18 protein-coding genes, 1 tRNA gene and 1 other RNA gene are annotated in these 14,887 nt (G+C 71.4%); 4 read left to right on the forward strand and 16 right to left on the reverse strand.

Annotated features, from left to right (window positions below; all coding sequences use genetic code 11):
• Window positions 1-46 precede the first annotated feature (46 nt).
• From I596_RS08295 to rsmD, 10 genes are all read right to left on the reverse strand, one after another.
• Window positions 47-934, reverse strand: coding sequence for a carbon-nitrogen hydrolase (locus I596_RS08295; RefSeq protein ID WP_067646312.1), 888 nt, complete (start codon window positions 932-934; stop codon window positions 47-49).
• Between the two features lie 268 nt (window positions 935-1,202).
• The gene (locus I596_RS08300) at window positions 1,203-2,039 is read right to left on the reverse strand and encodes a hypothetical protein (RefSeq protein WP_067646315.1); all 837 of its coding nucleotides are present in this window, start codon (window positions 2,037-2,039) and stop codon (window positions 1,203-1,205) included.
• Window positions 2,036-2,692, reverse strand: coding sequence for a TMEM43 family protein (locus tag I596_RS08305; protein ID WP_067646318.1), 657 nt, complete (start codon window positions 2,690-2,692; stop codon window positions 2,036-2,038). The genes I596_RS08300 and I596_RS08305 overlap by 4 nt, the downstream gene beginning before the upstream one ends.
• A gap of 8 nt (window positions 2,693-2,700) precedes the next feature.
• Window positions 2,701-3,225 (reverse strand): DUF4920 domain-containing protein, encoded by a 525-nt coding sequence (locus I596_RS08310; protein WP_083965460.1) that lies wholly within the window; start codon window positions 3,223-3,225, stop codon window positions 2,701-2,703.
• Between the two features lie 50 nt (window positions 3,226-3,275).
• Complete coding sequence (locus I596_RS08315; protein WP_067646324.1) at window positions 3,276-4,145, reverse strand: MBL fold metallo-hydrolase; 870 nt, start codon at window positions 4,143-4,145, stop codon at window positions 3,276-3,278.
• Window positions 4,146-4,156: 11 nt separating this feature from the next.
• A complete protein-coding gene (ggt, locus tag I596_RS08320) occupies window positions 4,157-5,869 on the reverse strand; it encodes a gamma-glutamyltransferase (RefSeq protein WP_067646327.1) in 1,713 nt (570 codons plus the stop codon).
• The gene (locus tag I596_RS08325) at window positions 5,866-6,123 is read right to left on the reverse strand and encodes a YfhL family 4Fe-4S dicluster ferredoxin (RefSeq protein ID WP_067646330.1); all 258 of its coding nucleotides are present in this window, start codon (window positions 6,121-6,123) and stop codon (window positions 5,866-5,868) included. The genes ggt and I596_RS08325 overlap by 4 nt, the downstream gene beginning before the upstream one ends.
• Window positions 6,124-6,174: 51 nt before the next feature.
• Window positions 6,175-6,684 (reverse strand): hypothetical protein, encoded by a 510-nt coding sequence (locus I596_RS08330; protein ID WP_067646333.1) that lies wholly within the window; start codon window positions 6,682-6,684, stop codon window positions 6,175-6,177.
• A 103-nt stretch (window positions 6,685-6,787) separates the two neighbouring features.
• Window positions 6,788-7,297 (reverse strand): pantetheine-phosphate adenylyltransferase, encoded by a 510-nt coding sequence (coaD, locus tag I596_RS08335; protein ID WP_067646336.1) that lies wholly within the window; start codon window positions 7,295-7,297, stop codon window positions 6,788-6,790.
• An 89-nt stretch (window positions 7,298-7,386) separates the two neighbouring features.
• Window positions 7,387-7,953 (reverse strand): 16S rRNA (guanine(966)-N(2))-methyltransferase RsmD, encoded by a 567-nt coding sequence (gene rsmD / locus I596_RS08340; RefSeq protein ID WP_067646340.1) that lies wholly within the window; start codon window positions 7,951-7,953, stop codon window positions 7,387-7,389.
• 52 nt (window positions 7,954-8,005) lie between these two features.
• Here rsmD and ftsY point away from each other — a divergent pair, with 52 nt between their 5' ends.
• Window positions 8,006-9,112: a signal recognition particle-docking protein FtsY gene (ftsY, locus tag I596_RS08345; RefSeq protein ID WP_083965461.1), complete on the forward strand. Its 1,107-nt coding sequence runs from the start codon at window positions 8,006-8,008 to the stop codon at window positions 9,110-9,112.
• 21 nt (window positions 9,113-9,133) lie between these two features.
• Here ftsY and I596_RS08350 read toward each other — a convergent pair whose 3' ends face one another.
• A complete protein-coding gene (locus I596_RS08350) occupies window positions 9,134-9,562 on the reverse strand; it encodes a hypothetical protein (protein ID WP_067646342.1) in 429 nt (142 codons plus the stop codon).
• A gap of 155 nt (window positions 9,563-9,717) precedes the next feature.
• Between I596_RS08350 and I596_RS08355 the strand changes: the two genes are divergently transcribed.
• Both I596_RS08355 and I596_RS08360 read left to right on the forward strand, forming a co-directional pair.
• Complete coding sequence (locus I596_RS08355; protein WP_150132078.1) at window positions 9,718-10,626, forward strand: hypothetical protein; 909 nt, start codon at window positions 9,718-9,720, stop codon at window positions 10,624-10,626.
• Window positions 10,623-10,961 (forward strand): tRNA-binding protein, encoded by a 339-nt coding sequence (locus tag I596_RS08360; protein WP_067646348.1) that lies wholly within the window; start codon window positions 10,623-10,625, stop codon window positions 10,959-10,961. Before I596_RS08355 ends, I596_RS08360 begins: the two co-directional genes overlap by 4 nt.
• On the opposite strand, the gene I596_RS08365 is transcribed toward I596_RS08360, so the two are convergent.
• Window positions 10,958-12,130: an MFS transporter gene (locus I596_RS08365; RefSeq protein ID WP_067646351.1), complete on the reverse strand. Its 1,173-nt coding sequence runs from the start codon at window positions 12,128-12,130 to the stop codon at window positions 10,958-10,960. The two genes, I596_RS08360 and I596_RS08365, sit on opposite strands and share 4 nt — an antisense overlap.
• A gap of 144 nt (window positions 12,131-12,274) precedes the next feature.
• On the opposite strand from I596_RS08365, the gene I596_RS08370 reads away from it, so the two are divergent.
• Window positions 12,275-13,201 (forward strand): LysR family transcriptional regulator, encoded by a 927-nt coding sequence (locus I596_RS08370; protein WP_067646354.1) that lies wholly within the window; start codon window positions 12,275-12,277, stop codon window positions 13,199-13,201.
• A gap of 34 nt (window positions 13,202-13,235) precedes the next feature.
• Here I596_RS08370 and ffs read toward each other — a convergent pair.
• The 4 genes from ffs to I596_RS08390 form a co-directional block, all read right to left on the reverse strand.
• An RNA gene (gene ffs, locus I596_RS08375) (signal recognition particle sRNA small type) lies at window positions 13,236-13,332 on the reverse strand.
• A gap of 85 nt (window positions 13,333-13,417) precedes the next feature.
• A tRNA-Ser gene (locus I596_RS08380) sits at window positions 13,418-13,507 on the reverse strand.
• 619 nt (window positions 13,508-14,126) lie between these two features.
• Window positions 14,127-14,495 (reverse strand): c-type cytochrome, encoded by a 369-nt coding sequence (locus I596_RS08385; protein WP_067651637.1) that lies wholly within the window; start codon window positions 14,493-14,495, stop codon window positions 14,127-14,129.
• A gap of 29 nt (window positions 14,496-14,524) precedes the next feature.
• Window positions 14,525-14,851: a c-type cytochrome gene (locus I596_RS08390; RefSeq protein ID WP_083965462.1), complete on the reverse strand. Its 327-nt coding sequence runs from the start codon at window positions 14,849-14,851 to the stop codon at window positions 14,525-14,527.
• Window positions 14,852-14,887 lie beyond the last annotated feature (36 nt).

The raw sequence follows: 14,887 nt of genomic DNA on the forward strand, positions 1-14,887 counted from the left end.
CGGTGGGGGGATGCTTCGGAAGGCGAGGACATGGACGAGGCTGTGTTCAGTCGCGGTAGCGCTTGAGGAGGTCCGCATAGGCGTCGATCCGGCGGTCGCGCAGGAACGGCCAGATCCGCCGCACCGACTCGCTGCGGGCGAGATCGATATCGGTGATCAGCAGTTCGCGCCGGTCGCTGGTGGCCTGCGCGATGAACTCGCCCTGCGGGCCGCTGACGAAGCTGTTGCCCCAGAACTGGATGCCGCGGCCGCCGTCGGGCGCCGCCTCGAAACCGTAGCGGTTGCAGGCCAATAGCGGAATGCCGTTGGCGACCGAATGGGCGCGCTGCACGGTGATCCAGGCATCGCGCTGGCGCTCCTTCTCGGCCGGCTCGTCGGCCGGGTCCCAGCCGATCGCCGTGGGGTACAGCAGTAGGTCGGCGCCGGCCAGGGCCATCATGCGCGCCGCTTCCGGGTACCACTGGTCCCAGCACACCAGCACGCCGAGCCGGCCGACCGAGGTCTCGACCGGATTGAAGCCGAGGTCGCCGGGCGTGAAGTAGAACTTCTCGTAGAACGCCGGATCGTCGGGAATGTGCATCTTGCGGTACTTGCCGGCGATCGCCGCGGAGCGGTCGAACACCACCGCGGTGTTGTGGTACAGCCCGCCGGCGCGCCGCTCGAACAGCGAGGCGACCAGGACCAGCTTCAGTTCCGCGGCGAGCGCGCCCAGGCGCTCGGTGCTGTAGCCGGGAATCGCCTCGGCACGGTCGAACTCGTCGACGTTCTCGTGCTGGCAGAAGTACGGGCCGTTGTGCAGTTCCTGCAGCAGGACCAGCTGCACGCCGGCGGCGGCGGCCTCGCGCAGCCCGGTCTCGATCGCGGCGAGATTGGCGTCGCGGCTGCCGCGGTCGGACTCCTGCAGCAGCGCGACCTTGAGGGTCTTGGTCGTCATCGGTGTCCTGGGAAAGGCGGAAGGACGGAAGGCCGCGGATGGTACCGCGGTTTGGCGCATGCGGTCACAGCGCCGGCCGCGTGTGCGCGCCGGTCGCGCCGTTGTCCGGCTGCTGCCAGGTCGTCGAGCAGGGGCCGTCGCGCCGTTCTCGACGGATACGGTCGCGGCAACGCCGCGCCGCCGGTGCGGCGGATCGACGGCCTGCGCCGCCGTCGCGCGAGCGATCCTTGCCGAGGATCGCGCCGGCAGGCGGTTTCCCGACCGCCGGCTAGAACGCGAACGTGACGCCGGCGGTGGGGCCGTGGATGTTGATGTCGAGCTTGCCCGACCAGTAGGTCTGCGCGTAGTCGGCGCTGAGCTTGAACCAGTCGTAGCCGACCTGCAGGCCCAGGTGGTCGTGCACGCGGTACTCGACCGCGAGCCCGGCGCGGGTGAAGCGCGCGTCGATGCCGTCCACGCGCGCCTTGAACGCCTGCCCGTAGCCGCTGAGCCGCAGCCGCGGCACCGGCGTGGCGAGCACGCGCAGGCCGAGCGCCGGCGAGCCGCCGCTGGTCCGCTCCTTGACGTCGATCAGGGAGGTGTCGGCGGCGACGATGCTGGCCTGGGCCTCGGCCCAGTGGGCGCCGATCGAGCCGGCGACGAGCCACTGCGGCGTCTCCAGGAAGGCGTACTCGTAGGAGAGCGTGGCCAGCGAGAACTCGAAGCGCGTGGTGATCAGCGTGTCGATGTCGTAGTGCTGGCCGTTCCACGAGAACTCCTCGTCGACGGCCAGGCTGCGCTTGCGGTTGATGTTGTAGTAGACGAAGGTCAGCCGCTGGCGTTCGCTCAGGCGCACCATGCCCTCGATGCGCGTGCGCGTGGCCTTGCGCGCCAGGTCGAAGTCCTCTTCCAGGTTGAGCGTCTCGCCGGGCACGGCCGAGGAACTGCCCTGGAATTCGGTGGTGGAGGTCGGGCGGAAACCGGAGATCGTCAGCGAGAAACGGTCCTCGTCGGCCTGCGCCGCCGATGCGACCGCCAGTGCGAGGATCGGCGCCAGGCGGCGGCCGGCGGAACGTGGGCGGGTCGTCGCCCGGGGCGGCGCCGCGATGCGGCCGGTGTGGGTCATGGAATCGGCTGCAGCTCGCTTCCCCGTTGCAGGCCCGACAGCGTGACCGTGCCGGCCTGAAGCTGGCGATAACGGATGCGCAGGTCGCCCACGGCCGGTGCGTCCGGATCGCCGCTGTAGAGCACGCCGTCGCGCTCGGAGAAGCTGGCGGCGAGGTTGGGCGGCAGCTGGCCGAGCGTGGCCGGGAGCGGCTCGGTCGGCAGCGTGCGCAGCAGCGCCGGCACGACGGTCAGCGCACCGATCCGCACGCGGTCGGCGTAGAAGGCGGCATCGTCGAACGGCTGCTCGCCCGGATTGGCGTGCCCTTCGGGTTGGCGGAATGCGGCCGAGTCGATCGCGCCGTCTTCCCAGCCGGTGTCGTAGCGGCAGCGGTCGCCATCGCAGTGCTCGCGCCACTGGTACATCGCGACCTCGCGCAGCAGGCCGGGTGCCCGCGTGCCGATGCCGAGCGGGTCGTCGTGCGCCGCGCCCTCGACCACCAGCTCGCCGGTCAGGCTGACCGTGCGGCCTTCGTCGGCGGGATCGGGGTGGGCGGGATCGATGGCGATCGAACCGGGCGCCGACGGCGGCGCCTCCGGCGTGCGCAGCAGCCACCAGCCGGCACCGGCCGCGATCGCGGCCAGTGCCAGACCCAGGACGAGCGGGCGCTTCATTGCGGCCGTCAGGCCGCCTTGAGGATCAGCACCGAACGGGCGTCGATCTGCAGCTCGCGCTCGGCCGGTGCCTTGGCGCCGTCGTCCTTGAGGTGCTGGACCTCCTTGGCGTCGAGCTTCTTCTCGCTGAGCGTGCCGTAGACGATCGCCTGGCCGCTGGCGTCCTTCGGGACGCTGTAGGCATGGTCGTGCATGAACACGCGCGCGTGGCGGTCGCCTTCGCCAGTCAGCACCAGCCAGCAGCCCATCTTCTGGCAGACCTGGGTGATGCGGCCGCTCCAGGCACCGTCCTTGCCGGCCTGTGCCGTCAGGTTCGCGTGGGCATCGTCGATCGAAACGGCCGTGGCCGGCGCCGCGGCGAGCGGTGCGCCGTAGACGGCGCCGGCTTCGGTCTGCTGTACCGGCGTCGCGCCGGCCGGCGTGCGGTCGTGGTCGACGCCGCCGCCGTGGCCGGCACCGTCGTGCGCGCCTTCGTGGGCGCAGGCGCCGCCGGCCAGCAACAGGGACAACACGAGTGCAAAGGGGGTGCGCATCGGGACTCTCCTTGATGAGGCACGCGGTCGGCCGCGGCCGGTGATCGGTGTCAGGCGGCCAGCGGCCAGGCGTCGAGGCGGTCGCGCTCGTCGCGGGTGCCGTAGCGGCCCTTGGCGTCACGTTCGATGGCGGCCAGCGCGCAGCCGGCATCGTGCGTGAAGAACAGCTTGACGTCACGGGCGAGCTTGTCTTCGAGGAAAGCCCGCTTCTCGTCGATCAGCAGCTCCGGGTAACGATCGTAGCCCATGGTGATCGGCAAGTGCACCCAGGGACGGCCGGGGATCAGATCCGCGCAGAAAACCACCCCGCCGCCCGGTGCGACGATCTCCGCCAGCAGCAGGCCCGGCGTGTGGCCGTCGGACACCTCGAACCGCACCGCGTCGCCGAGTGCCTGCGCCTGCGCGCCCTCGACCCGTTCCAGCCGCCCGCTGTCGAGCAGCAGCTGCGGCAGTTCCGGGATGAACGAGGCGCGATCGCGCGGATGCGGCGCCAGCGCGCGCTGCCAGTGCGCCGCGCCGACGACATAGGTGGCGTTGGGAAACAGCAGGCGTGGCGGCTGCCCGGCTTCCCAGGCGGCCAGCAGGCCGCCTGCATGGTCGAAATGCAGGTGCGAGAGCACGACGACGTCGATGTCCTCGTGGCTGAAGCCGGCGGCGGCCAGCGAGTCGAGCAGCACGTGGCGCTCCTCGACCACGCCGTAGCGTTCGCGCAGCTTCGGCTCGAAGAACGCGCCGATGCCGGTCTCGAACAGCACGGTCTTGCCGGCCAGGCCTTCGGCCAGCAGGCAGCGGCAGGCGAGGGGAATGCCGTTGCCGGCGTCGGGCGCGATCCAGGTCTGCCAGACCGCGCGCGGCGCGTTGCCGAACATCGCGCCGCCGTCGAGGCGCTGCGAGTTGCCGAGGATCGACCAGAGCTTCATCGCGGAGTCCTCTATTTCACGGCGGCCGCGCCGGCACCGCCGCCGCCGCGCGGGTCCGAGCCGGCCTGCACGGTGCCGGTCGTGCGTTCCCAACTGACGACGTTCATCAGGCCCCAGGTGCGCTCGCCGCGGTTGACGACGTGGCCCATCGCTTCGAGCGCGCGGGTTTCCTCGGCGGAGAAGGCGTCCGGTTCGGCGGACACGACGTCGGGCAGGTACTGGTGGTGGAAGCGCGGGTTGGCGGCGACCTTGGCCGGCGCCTCGCCGTCGATGAAGGCCAGGATGCCTTCGAGCACCATCGTGATGATGCGGCTGCCGCCGGGCGTGCCGATCACGCCGACGCGATCCTTTCCGATCACGAAGCTCGGCGTCATCGACGACAGCGGGCGATGGCCGGGCCGCGGCGCGTTGGCGTCGCCGCCGACCAGGCCGAAGGCATTGGGCTCGCCGGGCCGCAGCGCGAAGTCGTCCATCTCGTTGTTGAGCACGAAGCCGGTGCCCGGCACGACGAAGCCCGAGCCGAGCGTGAGGTTGACCGTCTTGGTGACCGACGCGAGGTTGCCGTCGGCGTCGATGATCGAATAGTGCGTGGTATGGGTGGACTCGGCCGGCGCGCCGTAGCCGGGCAGCAGGGCGCTCGGCGTGGCCTTCTGCGGATGGATCGAGGCGCGCAGGCCGGCGGCGTAGAGCGGGCTGGTCAGCTCGGCGACGGGCATCTGGACGTAGTCCGGATCGCCCAGGTACTCGGCGCGGTCGCGGTAGGCGCGGCGCATCGCTTCGATCGTCAGGTGGGTGCGCTGCACGCGGTCGAGCCGGCCGAGCTCGTAGCCGGAAAGGATGTTGAGCATCTCGGCCACCGCGATGCCGCCGGAGGACGGCGGCGGCGCGGTGACGATGCGCCAGTCGCGATACGCCACCGTCAGCGGCTCGCGCAGCTTCACGCGGTAGCCGGCCAGGTCCTCGGCGCTCCAGGTGCCGCCAGCGGCACGCACGGCCTCGACCATGCGCTGCGCGAAGGCGCCCTGGTAGAAGCCGGCATCACCGGACTCGGCGATGCGCTCGAGCGTGGCGGCCAGGTCCGGGAAGCGCAGGCGCTGGCCTTCGGCCGGCACGGCGCCGTCGACGAGATAGAGGCCGGCGGCCGCCGGCCAGCGCTCGAGCACGGCGCGGCGCTGGCCGATCGCCGCGACCAGGCGCGGGTAGGCCGGGAACCCTTCGCGCGCCAGCCGGATCGCCGGTGCCAGCGAGACCTTGAGCGGCAGCTTGCCGCGCTGGGCGGCGAGCCAGGTGAACGCGGCCGGCTCGCCCGGGATGCCGGCGGACAGCGGTCCGTTGACCGACTTGTCGCGGTCGAGCTTGCCGTCGGTGCCGATCCACAGTTCGCCGCGCGTCGCGGCCGGCGCGGTCTCGCGTGCGTCGAGGAACACGTCCTTGCCGTCGGCAACGCTGTGCAGCAGGAAGAAACCGCCGCCACCGATGCCCGAACTCTGCGGCTCGACCACCGACAGGGCGGCGCCGACGGCGATCGCGGCGTCGAAGGCGTTGCCGCCGCGGGCCAGTACCTCGAAGCCTGCGGCGGTCGCCAGCGGGTGCGCGCTGGCGATCGCCGCCTTGCCGGGACGCTCGGCACCGGCCGGGGCGGCCAGGCACGGGACGGCCAGCAGCACGGCCAGCAGCAGGAGCACGGCGCGCGGCAGGCCGTGGCGGAAACGGGGTGATCTCATGCGGCGTTCTTCGCGATCAGTGCCTGGTACTTGGCGAACAGCTGCTCGCGCGACTCGGGGTGTGCGTCCTCGACGACGATGCACTCCACCGGGCAGACCTCCACGCATTGCGGAAGGTCGAAATGGCCCACGCATTCGGTGCAGCGGCTGAGCGCGATCTCGTAGATCTCGGCGCCCAGCGAGATCGCCGTGTTGGGGCAGACCGGCTCGCAGACGTCGCAGTTGATGCAGTCTTCGGTGATCTTGAGCGACATGGCGGATCGGCCGGCCGGCGGACGTGCCGCCGGCCGTGCTGAGTACGGGGCCTACTTCAGTTCGGCGGCGCGCACGTTGGCGCCGCTCGGTGCCAGCGCTTCCTTGACGCGGGTGGTGTCGTCCGGCGTGCCGACGACCAGCACGACGACGTCCTTGAACGAACCGGACTGGGCGCCGCCGAAGGCCTCGATGACGAAGTCGGCGGTGATCTTGGAGTCCGGACCGCCGAAGGCCATCATGTTGCCGGGCAGCACGCCGCGGCCGACGACGCCGCGCACGTTCTCCAGCTGGTTGCTGCGGTCGTCGAGGGCCTTCTCGTCCTCGCCACCGGGGATGTAGTACATGTACGGACGGGTGGTGGTCACGCCCTGCATGTTGTTGGTGACGACGTTGGCGAGGTACTTCTTCCACGCCGCGGTGTCGGCCGGGTCGGTCGGCAGAGGCACGGTCTCGACGGTCGGGGCGGCCTGCTGCGCCGAGGTCTCGGCGGCCTTGTCGCAGGCGCTCAGGACGAAGGTCGAGGCCACGGCGAGGGCGAGGGGAATCAGGATCTTGCGCATGGGAGGGATTCCTGGAGGATCGAAGGAGCGTAAGAAAACGGATCAAGAGTACCAGCTTGCGCCGGCGCCGGTGATGTCGGCCGCCGGCGACGGCAGCGGCACGTCAGGCGGCGGGGGTGGCCCAGCGCCGGCGCAGCGCCTCCTGGACCACCGGGTGGACGAAGCCGGACACGTCGCCGCCGAGTCGCGCGACCTCGCGGACCAGCGAGGAGGAAATGAAACTGTACTTCTCGGCCGGCGTCAGGAACAACGTCTCGGCCTTCGGGATCAGGTGCCGGTTCATGCTGGCGAGCTGGAACTCGTACTCGAAATCCGACACCGCGCGCAGGCCGCGCAGGATCACGCCGGCGCCGGTCTGCTCGACGAAGTGGGCGAGCAGCGAGGAGAAGCCCTGCACCTCGACGTTGGGCAGGTCCTGCAGCGCGATCCGGGCCAGCTCGATGCGCTCCTCCAGGCTGAAGCCGGGTCCCTTGCTGGGGCTTTCGGCGACGGCCACCACCAGCCGCTCGAACAGCGGACTGGCGCGGTGCACCAGGTCGATGTGGCCGTTGGTGATCGGATCGAACGTGCCGGGATAGATCGCCAGGCGTGAGCGCTGCGGGGAGGTCGGCATCGGATAGAGACCGTGCGGGGGACGGGCTGCGTTAGCTTAGCAGCCCGGCGTTTCGCGATGCGCTCCGGCGACCTGTTTCGCGGCCCGCTCTAGCGCCGGTAGAGCGCGTGGCGCACGGCACCGGCGCGTCCTTCCCGGTGCAGCTGCCACGACGGCGGGACCGCGAACGCCTGGGTGGCCGGTGCCTCGACATGAATCCAGGCCGCCGGCTTCAGGCGGCCTGCGCTTTCCAGGCGTGCCAGCGTCGTGTCCCACCGCTGGTCGGCGAACGGCGGATCGACGAAGGCGATGTCGAAGGCTTCGCCGTCGGGGCGGCTCAGCCAGTCCGCCGCGTCGGTGCACAGCACCTCGCCGTTGCCGACCTTGAGCCGCGCGAGGTTCTGGGTGAGCGCGCGGGCCAGCGCCGGATCGCGTTCGACGAAGAGGCAGTGCGCCGCGCCGCGCGAGAGCGCCTCGATGCCGAGCGCGCCGGTGCCGGCGAACAGGTCCAGGCAGCGGGCGCCCTCGATCAGCGGCGCCAGCCAGTTGAACAGGGTCTCGCGCACGCGTTCGGGCGTGGGGCGCAGCCCCGGCGCGGCGGGGATCTGCAGCCGTGATCCGCGCAGGTGGCCGGCGATGATGCGCAGGCGGCCCGGCGGGAATCGGGGGTCGGGCATGAAAGGGCGATGATAGGATGGGCGCCCGCATTTTGGCCCCAATACGCACGCAATGCTCAAGTTCTGGAAGAAGAAACCGCCGGCCGAGGACGTGCAGGCGGCGGTACCGGCGGTGGCCGACGACGCCGTGCCGCCGGTCGAGGCACCGGCATCGCCGCCGGACGCCCCGGTGGACGAGGCCGCCACCGAGGAGACGGAGGCCGATCTCGCCGCTTCCGCCGCAGCGGCGTCCGAGGCCGGCGCGCCGGCGCGCCGCAGCTGGCGCGACCGCCTGGCCGGCAGCGCGTTCGCGCGCAACCTCGGCGCCTTGTTCGTGCGCAACCCGAAGCTGGACGATGCGCTGCTCGACGAGCTGGAGACGGCGCTGATCACGGCCGACGTCGGCGTCGCCGCCGCGACCGACCTGGTCGACGGCCTGCGCCGGCGCGTCGCCAAGCGTGAGTTCGCCGACGCCGGCGCGCTGCTGGCGGCGCTGCGCGCCGACCTGGTCGCGCTGCTCGAACCGGTGGCGCGGCCGCTGCAGGTGGACGGCGCCCGGCCGTACGTCGTGCTGGTCGTCGGCGTCAACGGCGTCGGCAAGACGACGACGATCGGCAAGCTGGCGCGGCGCTATCGGGGCGAAGGCCGCAACGTGATCCTGGCCGCCGGCGATACGTTCCGTGCCGCCGCGGTGGAACAGCTGACGACCTGGGGCGAGCGCAACCAAGTGCCGGTGATCGCCCAGGGCACCGGTGCCGACTCGGCCAGCGTGATCTTCGATGCGCTGCAGACGGCGCGCGCGCGCGGCGCGGACCTCCTGATCGCCGACACCGCCGGGCGCCTGCACACGCAGTCGGGCCTGATGGACGAGCTGGCGAAGATCCGCCGCGTGCTCGGCAAGCTCGACGCCGCTGCGCCGCACGAGGTGCTGCTGGTCATCGACGGCACCACCGGCCAGAATGCGGTCAACCAGGCGCGCCAGTTCCGCGAGGCGATCGGCGTCACCGGCCTGGTCGTGACCAAGCTCGACGGTACCGCCAAGGGCGGCGTGGTGTTCGCGCTGGCACGCGAGTTCGGCCTGCCGATCCGGTTCGTCGGGCTCGGCGAAAGCAGCGAGGACCTGCGCGTGTTCGATGCGACGGCCTTCGTCGAAGGCCTGCTGCCCGCTTCGCTGGGCTGACCGGCGTTTCGCGCGGCCCGGTCAGGGCTCGGGAAAACCCAGCAGGCGCCATGCCGACAGCGCCGCCACCGCGGCGAGCGCGATCAGCAGCACGGCACCGATGCGGGTCGCCGTGGCGACCCGCAGCGCGTCGGCGCCGCGGCGGACCGGTACGTCGCGCAGCGTGCGTGCCTCGGCCCGCGGCCAGCGCTGCTGGCGGCTGACGCCGGCGGCGACGCGCAGGGCATGCAGGGCGAGCACCAGCACGCAGGCGCCGCCGATCATCGTCAGCGCGCCGGTCAGCTGGCGGACCACGGCGATCAGTTGCTCGATCGACATCATGTCCGCCGCACCGGCGAGCCAGTGACGAAACCCGAGCGTGACGAGGACCGCCGCGAGCACGGCGCCGCTGAGCGCCGCGAGCGTGGTGCGCCGCAGGCGCGGATCGGCGGGATGAATCTCGCGGCTCATCGCAGGCCTCCCTCGACCGGCTGGCGGTGCCTCGCACGGTCGGGGTGACAGGCAGGCGGACGTCGCAGGATAAGCGGCCCTCGCGCGTGCGACGTGCCGCCCGTCGCCCAATCGCCACGCTGGTCGCGGCTGCTATGCTTCGGCGGATGAAGCGCGTGCTTTCGATGATTCTCCTGCTGCCGCTGGCGGCCTGTCACAGCCTGCGGCCGACGGCCGTGGCGCCGGCGCCGGCTGCGGCCGGCGTGCCCGACGGGCTCTACGACAACCACGAGCAGGTCTGGCGTGCCGCCGGCGACGCGGCGGCGCTGGCGCCGCCGCGATTGCGCCTGCAGGTGCGCTCGTACAAGGGCGGTTGGCAGACCTGGCGTATCGAGCCGGAAGGCGGCGCGCCGGCGACCTGGCTGATGCAGGTCGCGGCGACGGCCGATGGCGGGCAGCAGATGACGCCGTATCGTGCGCGCGTCGCGGCGCCGAAGCTCGATCCGGCCCCCGACCCGAACGAATGGACGGCACTCGATGCCTGTCGCCTGTCACCGGAACGCCCGTCGCAGTCCGGCGCGCGCCTGGCCGCCGATGCGGCCGCCTGCGCGACGATCGCGCCGGGAATCGGCGCGGCGATCGCGTTCCTGCCGATCGCGGTCACGCGGGCCGACGAAGGCATCCAGCTGCGTGTCTACGCCGACCAGGCGCGCGGGCCCGACGCGCAGGCGCAGGTGCGTCGCGTGCACTGGTACGGCGGCTGGGCCGCCGTCAACGGCGCCGGCCCGCAGGCCAGCGCGGACAACCGCGACTGGCACATGAACCGGCAGCTGCGCCTGGGCAACGAGGGCGGGCGCAGCGCATTGAACTGGCGCGACGGGACGCCGAGCGGCTGGTCGCTGGGGCTGGAGCGGCTGACCTTCCGCGAAGGCGGGACGCCGGTGCTGAAGCTGTCGATCATCGACGACGCCGACGGCCGCGTGCTGGCCTACGCCTGGGCCGATCCGCGCGCCGAACGCATCGGCATCAACCTGGGCTGGATCCAGGTCGGCCTCGAACGCGAAACGAAGGAGACGAGCCGATGAGCGAACCGACGATCACCTGGGCCGATTTCGAGAAGGTGGTGCTGGCCGCCGGCACGGTCCTGCGCGTGGAACCGTTTCCGGAGGCGCGCAAGCCGGCCTACAAGATCTGGGTCGATTTCGGCCCGTACGGCGAGCGCAAGACCAGCGCCCAGGTGGCGGCGCTGTACCAGCCGCAGGACCTGGTCGGCCGGCAGATCGTCGGCGTGGTCAACTTCCCGGAGAAGCAGATCGGGCCGTTCCGGTCGCAGTTCCTGCTGACCGGCTTCCCGACCGAGGACGGCGTGGTCGTCACCGCGCTGGAGCGCCCGGTCCCGAACGGAACGCGGCTGGCCTAGGTCGGGCGATCCGGCGTACCCGGCGCGGCATGCGCCTGGAGCCGGCCGGCACCGAGCACGGCGGCCAGCGCGACCGCGGCGAGGCCCGAGCCCAGCCACGGCAGGGCGGCCAGCGGCAGGCCGCTGCCGATCGCCAGCCCGCCGAACCAGGCGCCGATTGCGTTGCCGAGGTTGAACGCGCCCTGGTTGAGCGTGGAGGCGAGGTTCGGTGCGGCGCGCGCCTGCTCGATCACGTTGAGCTGTGCGCCCGGCACGATCGCGAAGCAGACGATGCCCCAGGCGAACAGGGTGACCAGGGTCGGCAGCCGGTAGTGGCTGGTCCAGGCGAACAGCGCCAACACCAGCACCGTGCCGGCGCACAGTGCGGCCAGCGCGGGCAGCAGCTTCCAGTCCGCCAGGCGGCCGCCGATCAGGCCGCCCAGCGTGATGCCGGCGCCGAACACCAGCAGTGCCCAGCTTTCCTGCGGCGGCACGAAGCCACCGACGTCGCGCAGGATGTAGGCGATGTAGGTGAAGACGCTGAAGAGGCTGGCCGAGCTGACGGTGCTTATCAGCAGCGCGAGCTGGATGCGCGCGCCGACCAGGGCGCGGAACTCGCGCAGGATGCTGCCGCCCTGCATCGGCAGCTGGCGCGGCAGCCACGCCTGCAGCGCGGCGACCGCCGCGACGCCGATCGCCGCGACCACCCAGAACGTGGAGCGCCAGCCGGCCGCATGGCCGAGCGCCGTGCCGAACGGCACGCCGAGCACGTTGGCGAGGGTGAGGCCGGTGAACATCAGCGCCACCGCCTGCGCACGCCGGTGCGGCTCGACGATCTGCGCCGCGACCACCGCGCCGATGCCGAAGAACGCCGCGTGGCAGAACGCCGTCACGACGCGGGCCGCCATCAGCCAGGCGTAGCCGGGCGCGAGCGCGCAGCACAGGTTGCCGATCACGAACAGCACCATCAGCGCGACCAGGGCGCGCTTGCGCGGCCAGCGCGCCGTGGCGATCGCCAGCAGCGGGGCGCCGACGGCGACGCCGATCGCGTAGCCGGAGACCAGCAGGCCGGCTTCGGGCGTCGATACCGCCAGGTCCGCGGCGACGTCCGGCAGCAGGCCCATGATGACGAACTCGGTGGTGCCGATGCCGAACGCGGCGGCGGCCAGAGCGAACAGCGGGCGCTTCATCGGCGGCGGAGGACGAGGGGACGGGCGGGTGCGGACGGGAACCTGCCCGGCCGGAGGCAATCAGAGCAGCATGCCGCGGTCCGGGGCCCGCGAAAATCGGCCGCTGCCGCGATACGCTCTTTCGCCTGCATCAAGAATCCTCCGATGATCGACAATCTTCTGGACCTGTCGCTGTTCACCCGCATCGTCGCCACCGGGACGTTGTCGGCGGCGGCGCGCGAACTCGGCCTGTCGCTGGCGGTGGTCAGCAAGCGCCTGGCGCAGATGGAGGAGCGGCTCGGCGTGCGCCTGATCCAGCGCACCACGCGCCGCCTGGCGCTGACCGAGGAAGGCGCCGTGTTCCACGAACACTGCCTGCGCATTCTGGCCGAAGTCGCCGAGGCCGAGGCGGCGATCTCGCGTACGCGCGACAGTGTCAGCGGCCTGCTGCGCCTCAATGCGCCGTGCGCGTTCGGCCGGCGCCAGCTGGCGCCGATCGTGGCGGCGTTCGGCCGGAACCATCCGGACCTGCGCATCCAGGTGGAGCTGACCGACACGGTGGTCGACCTGGTCGAGAGCGGGGCGGACATCGCCATCCGCTACGGCCGCCTGGCCGACTCGACGATGATCGCGCGCGAATTGGCGCCGAGCTACCGGGTGCTGTGCGCCGCGCCGGCCTACCTCGAACGCCGCGGCCATCCGGGCCATCCGCTGGAGCTGGCCGCACACGACTGCATCGTCCTGGGCGACGCGTCCGGTGCCGACTGGCGCTTCGGCAGCGGCGAGGACGAACTGGTCGTGCGCGTGCGCGGCCCGTTCCTCTGCAACCAGGGCGAGATGACCCACATGCTGGCGCTGGAAGGCGCGGGCATCGCGATGAAGTCGATCTGGGACGTGGGCGAGGACATCGAGGCCGGCCGCCTGGTGCAGGTGCTGGCGTCGTATCCGATCCCGGCGGCACCGCTGCACGCGATCTATCCGCATGCGAGGCACTTGGCGCCGCGGGTGCGGCAGTTCGTCGAGTTCCTCGGCGAGCGGCTGCGCGCCTCGTGGCGCTGGGGACGGTCCGATGTGCCGCGCGCCGCGCGTTGAGCGGCGGCGCCGATACCGCCTGGAGGGGTGGCGGCTCCGCCAGCCTGATCCCGGCACCCGAATCACCTGCTACCGTTGCTTCCTTCCGGACCTGGCGGAATTCGCAGGCTATCGTCGCGGGAGAACCGACGGAGCCACCATTGAACTGTTCCGGGACCGCTGGACCGGGCCGGGGGTCTCGCTCGCACGCAATCCCTGGCGATGCGACGGCATTACTGGCGGAGAGAGCGGGATTCGAACCCGCGAAACGGTTACCCGTTTACACACTTTCCAGGCGTGCTCCTTCAACCACTCGGACACCTCTCCGCACTCACGTAACGCTACAACTTCGATCCATCCCTGGAGCGCAAGCCGCTCGGCTCCTGCCTCGCCCTCGCGCGACGCGCCGTCGCTGGAGGCGACGGCGAAAGCCATCGCGCTCGACCACTCGGACACCTCTCCGCACCACGTAACACCTAAAGCTACAACTTCGATCCATCCTGGAGCGTATTCCGTCCGGCATCCATGCCTCACCCTCGCGCGATACGCCGCCGCCTGAGGGCGGCAGCGAAGCTATCGCGCTCGACCTCTCCGCGCTCACGTAACGCTACAACTTCGATCCATCCCTGGAGCGCAAGCCGCTCGGCTCCTGCCTCGCCCTCGCGCGATGCGCCGTCGCTGGAGGCGACGGCGAAAGCCATCGCGCTCGACCACTCGGACACCTTTCCGCACCACGTAACACCTAAAGCTACAACTTCGATCCATCCTGGAGCGTATTCCGTTCGGCATCCAAAGCCTCAACTCTTGCGCGATGCATCGCCGGCGGAAAGCGACAACGGAAGCCTCGTCAAAGGCCCTTCGCGAAGAGCCGCGCAGGATAGCGGACGCATCGCGGACGCACAAGAACGGCAGCGGGGCCGACGGGCGCGAGGCCCGTCGCGCAACGTCACTCGTGGGCGACCACCGGCTTGCTGAGGTCGGCCAGCGTGACCGGCAGGCTGGCGTAGAACGCCGCGAGATCGTTGATGTCCTGGTCCGACAGCGTGGTCGCGAAGCCGGCCATGATCGGGTTCTTGCGCGCACCGGAGCGGTACTCGTGCAGCGCGCGCGACAGGTAGTCGGCGTACTGGCCGGCCAGGCGCGGATACTGCGGGTCGATCTTGGCGGCACCGTCCTGGCCGTGGCAGGCCTGGCAGGCGAGCGACTTTTCCTTGCCGGCCTCGACGCTGCCCTTGCCGGCGCGCGCTTCGGCGGCCCAGACCGGCAGGGCGTGCGCGCTGGCGAACAGGATGAGGGTGGCGAGAATCGGCTTCATCGGGTGCATGCGGGGCGGGCTCCGGCGGCTCACGGCTGGATCGTGGACAGATAGGCGGCGATGTCGCGGATGTCCTCCGCGGACAGGCTCTCGCCTTGCGCCTGCATCGTCGGGTGCTGGCGGTCGCCGCTCTTGTAGCCGTTCAGGGCGGCGACGAGGTAGTCGTAGTTCTGCCCGCCGATGCGTGGCACGTGGTAGCTCGGATAGGCGTTGCGCCAGCCGGTGACGCCATGGCAGCCGGTGCAGGTGTAGACCTTGAGCTTGCCGGCGGCGGGATCGCCTTTGCCGGTGTCGGCAAGGCCAAGGCTGGGCAGGGCGAAGAGCAACGTCGTGGCGAACAGCAAAGCGCGGGTCATGTCGGGCTCGGATCCGTCTGGCTACGCGAAAAAATC

Origin of the sequence: Dokdonella koreensis DS-123 (assembly GCF_001632775.1) — a bacterium.
GTDB classification, from domain to species: domain Bacteria; phylum Pseudomonadota; class Gammaproteobacteria; order Xanthomonadales; family Rhodanobacteraceae; genus Dokdonella; species Dokdonella koreensis.

What these genes read in the sequence shown, in the direction of transcription:
- I596_RS08295 (WP_067646312.1), bottom strand. Translation starts at nt 934, where the DNA reads ATGACGACCAAGACCCTCAAGGTCGCGCTGCTGCAGGAGTCCGACCGC.
- I596_RS08300 (WP_067646315.1), bottom strand. Translation starts at nt 2,039, where the DNA reads ATGACCCACACCGGCCGCATCGCGGCGCCGCCCCGGGCGACGACCCGC.
- I596_RS08305 (WP_067646318.1), bottom strand. Translation starts at nt 2,692, where the DNA reads ATGAAGCGCCCGCTCGTCCTGGGTCTGGCACTGGCCGCGATCGCGGCC.
- I596_RS08310 (WP_083965460.1), bottom strand. Translation starts at nt 3,225, where the DNA reads ATGCGCACCCCCTTTGCACTCGTGTTGTCCCTGTTGCTGGCCGGCGGC.
- I596_RS08315 (WP_067646324.1), bottom strand. Translation starts at nt 4,145, where the DNA reads ATGAAGCTCTGGTCGATCCTCGGCAACTCGCAGCGCCTCGACGGCGGC.
- ggt (WP_067646327.1), bottom strand. Translation starts at nt 5,869, where the DNA reads ATGAGATCACCCCGTTTCCGCCACGGCCTGCCGCGCGCCGTGCTCCTG.
- I596_RS08325 (WP_067646330.1), bottom strand. Translation starts at nt 6,123, where the DNA reads ATGTCGCTCAAGATCACCGAAGACTGCATCAACTGCGACGTCTGCGAG.
- I596_RS08330 (WP_067646333.1), bottom strand. Translation starts at nt 6,684, where the DNA reads ATGCGCAAGATCCTGATTCCCCTCGCCCTCGCCGTGGCCTCGACCTTC.
- coaD (WP_067646336.1), bottom strand. Translation starts at nt 7,297, where the DNA reads ATGCCGACCTCCCCGCAGCGCTCACGCCTGGCGATCTATCCCGGCACG.
- rsmD (WP_067646340.1), bottom strand. Translation starts at nt 7,953, where the DNA reads ATGCCCGACCCCCGATTCCCGCCGGGCCGCCTGCGCATCATCGCCGGC.
- ftsY (WP_083965461.1), top strand. Translation starts at nt 8,006, where the DNA reads ATGCTCAAGTTCTGGAAGAAGAAACCGCCGGCCGAGGACGTGCAGGCG.
- I596_RS08350 (WP_067646342.1), bottom strand. Translation starts at nt 9,562, where the DNA reads ATGAGCCGCGAGATTCATCCCGCCGATCCGCGCCTGCGGCGCACCACG.
- I596_RS08360 (WP_067646348.1), top strand. Translation starts at nt 10,623, where the DNA reads ATGAGCGAACCGACGATCACCTGGGCCGATTTCGAGAAGGTGGTGCTG.
- I596_RS08365 (WP_067646351.1), bottom strand. Translation starts at nt 12,130, where the DNA reads ATGAAGCGCCCGCTGTTCGCTCTGGCCGCCGCCGCGTTCGGCATCGGC.
- I596_RS08370 (WP_067646354.1), top strand. Translation starts at nt 12,275, where the DNA reads ATGATCGACAATCTTCTGGACCTGTCGCTGTTCACCCGCATCGTCGCC.
- I596_RS08385 (WP_067651637.1), bottom strand. Translation starts at nt 14,495, where the DNA reads ATGAAGCCGATTCTCGCCACCCTCATCCTGTTCGCCAGCGCGCACGCC.
- I596_RS08390 (WP_083965462.1), bottom strand. Translation starts at nt 14,851, where the DNA reads ATGACCCGCGCTTTGCTGTTCGCCACGACGTTGCTCTTCGCCCTGCCC.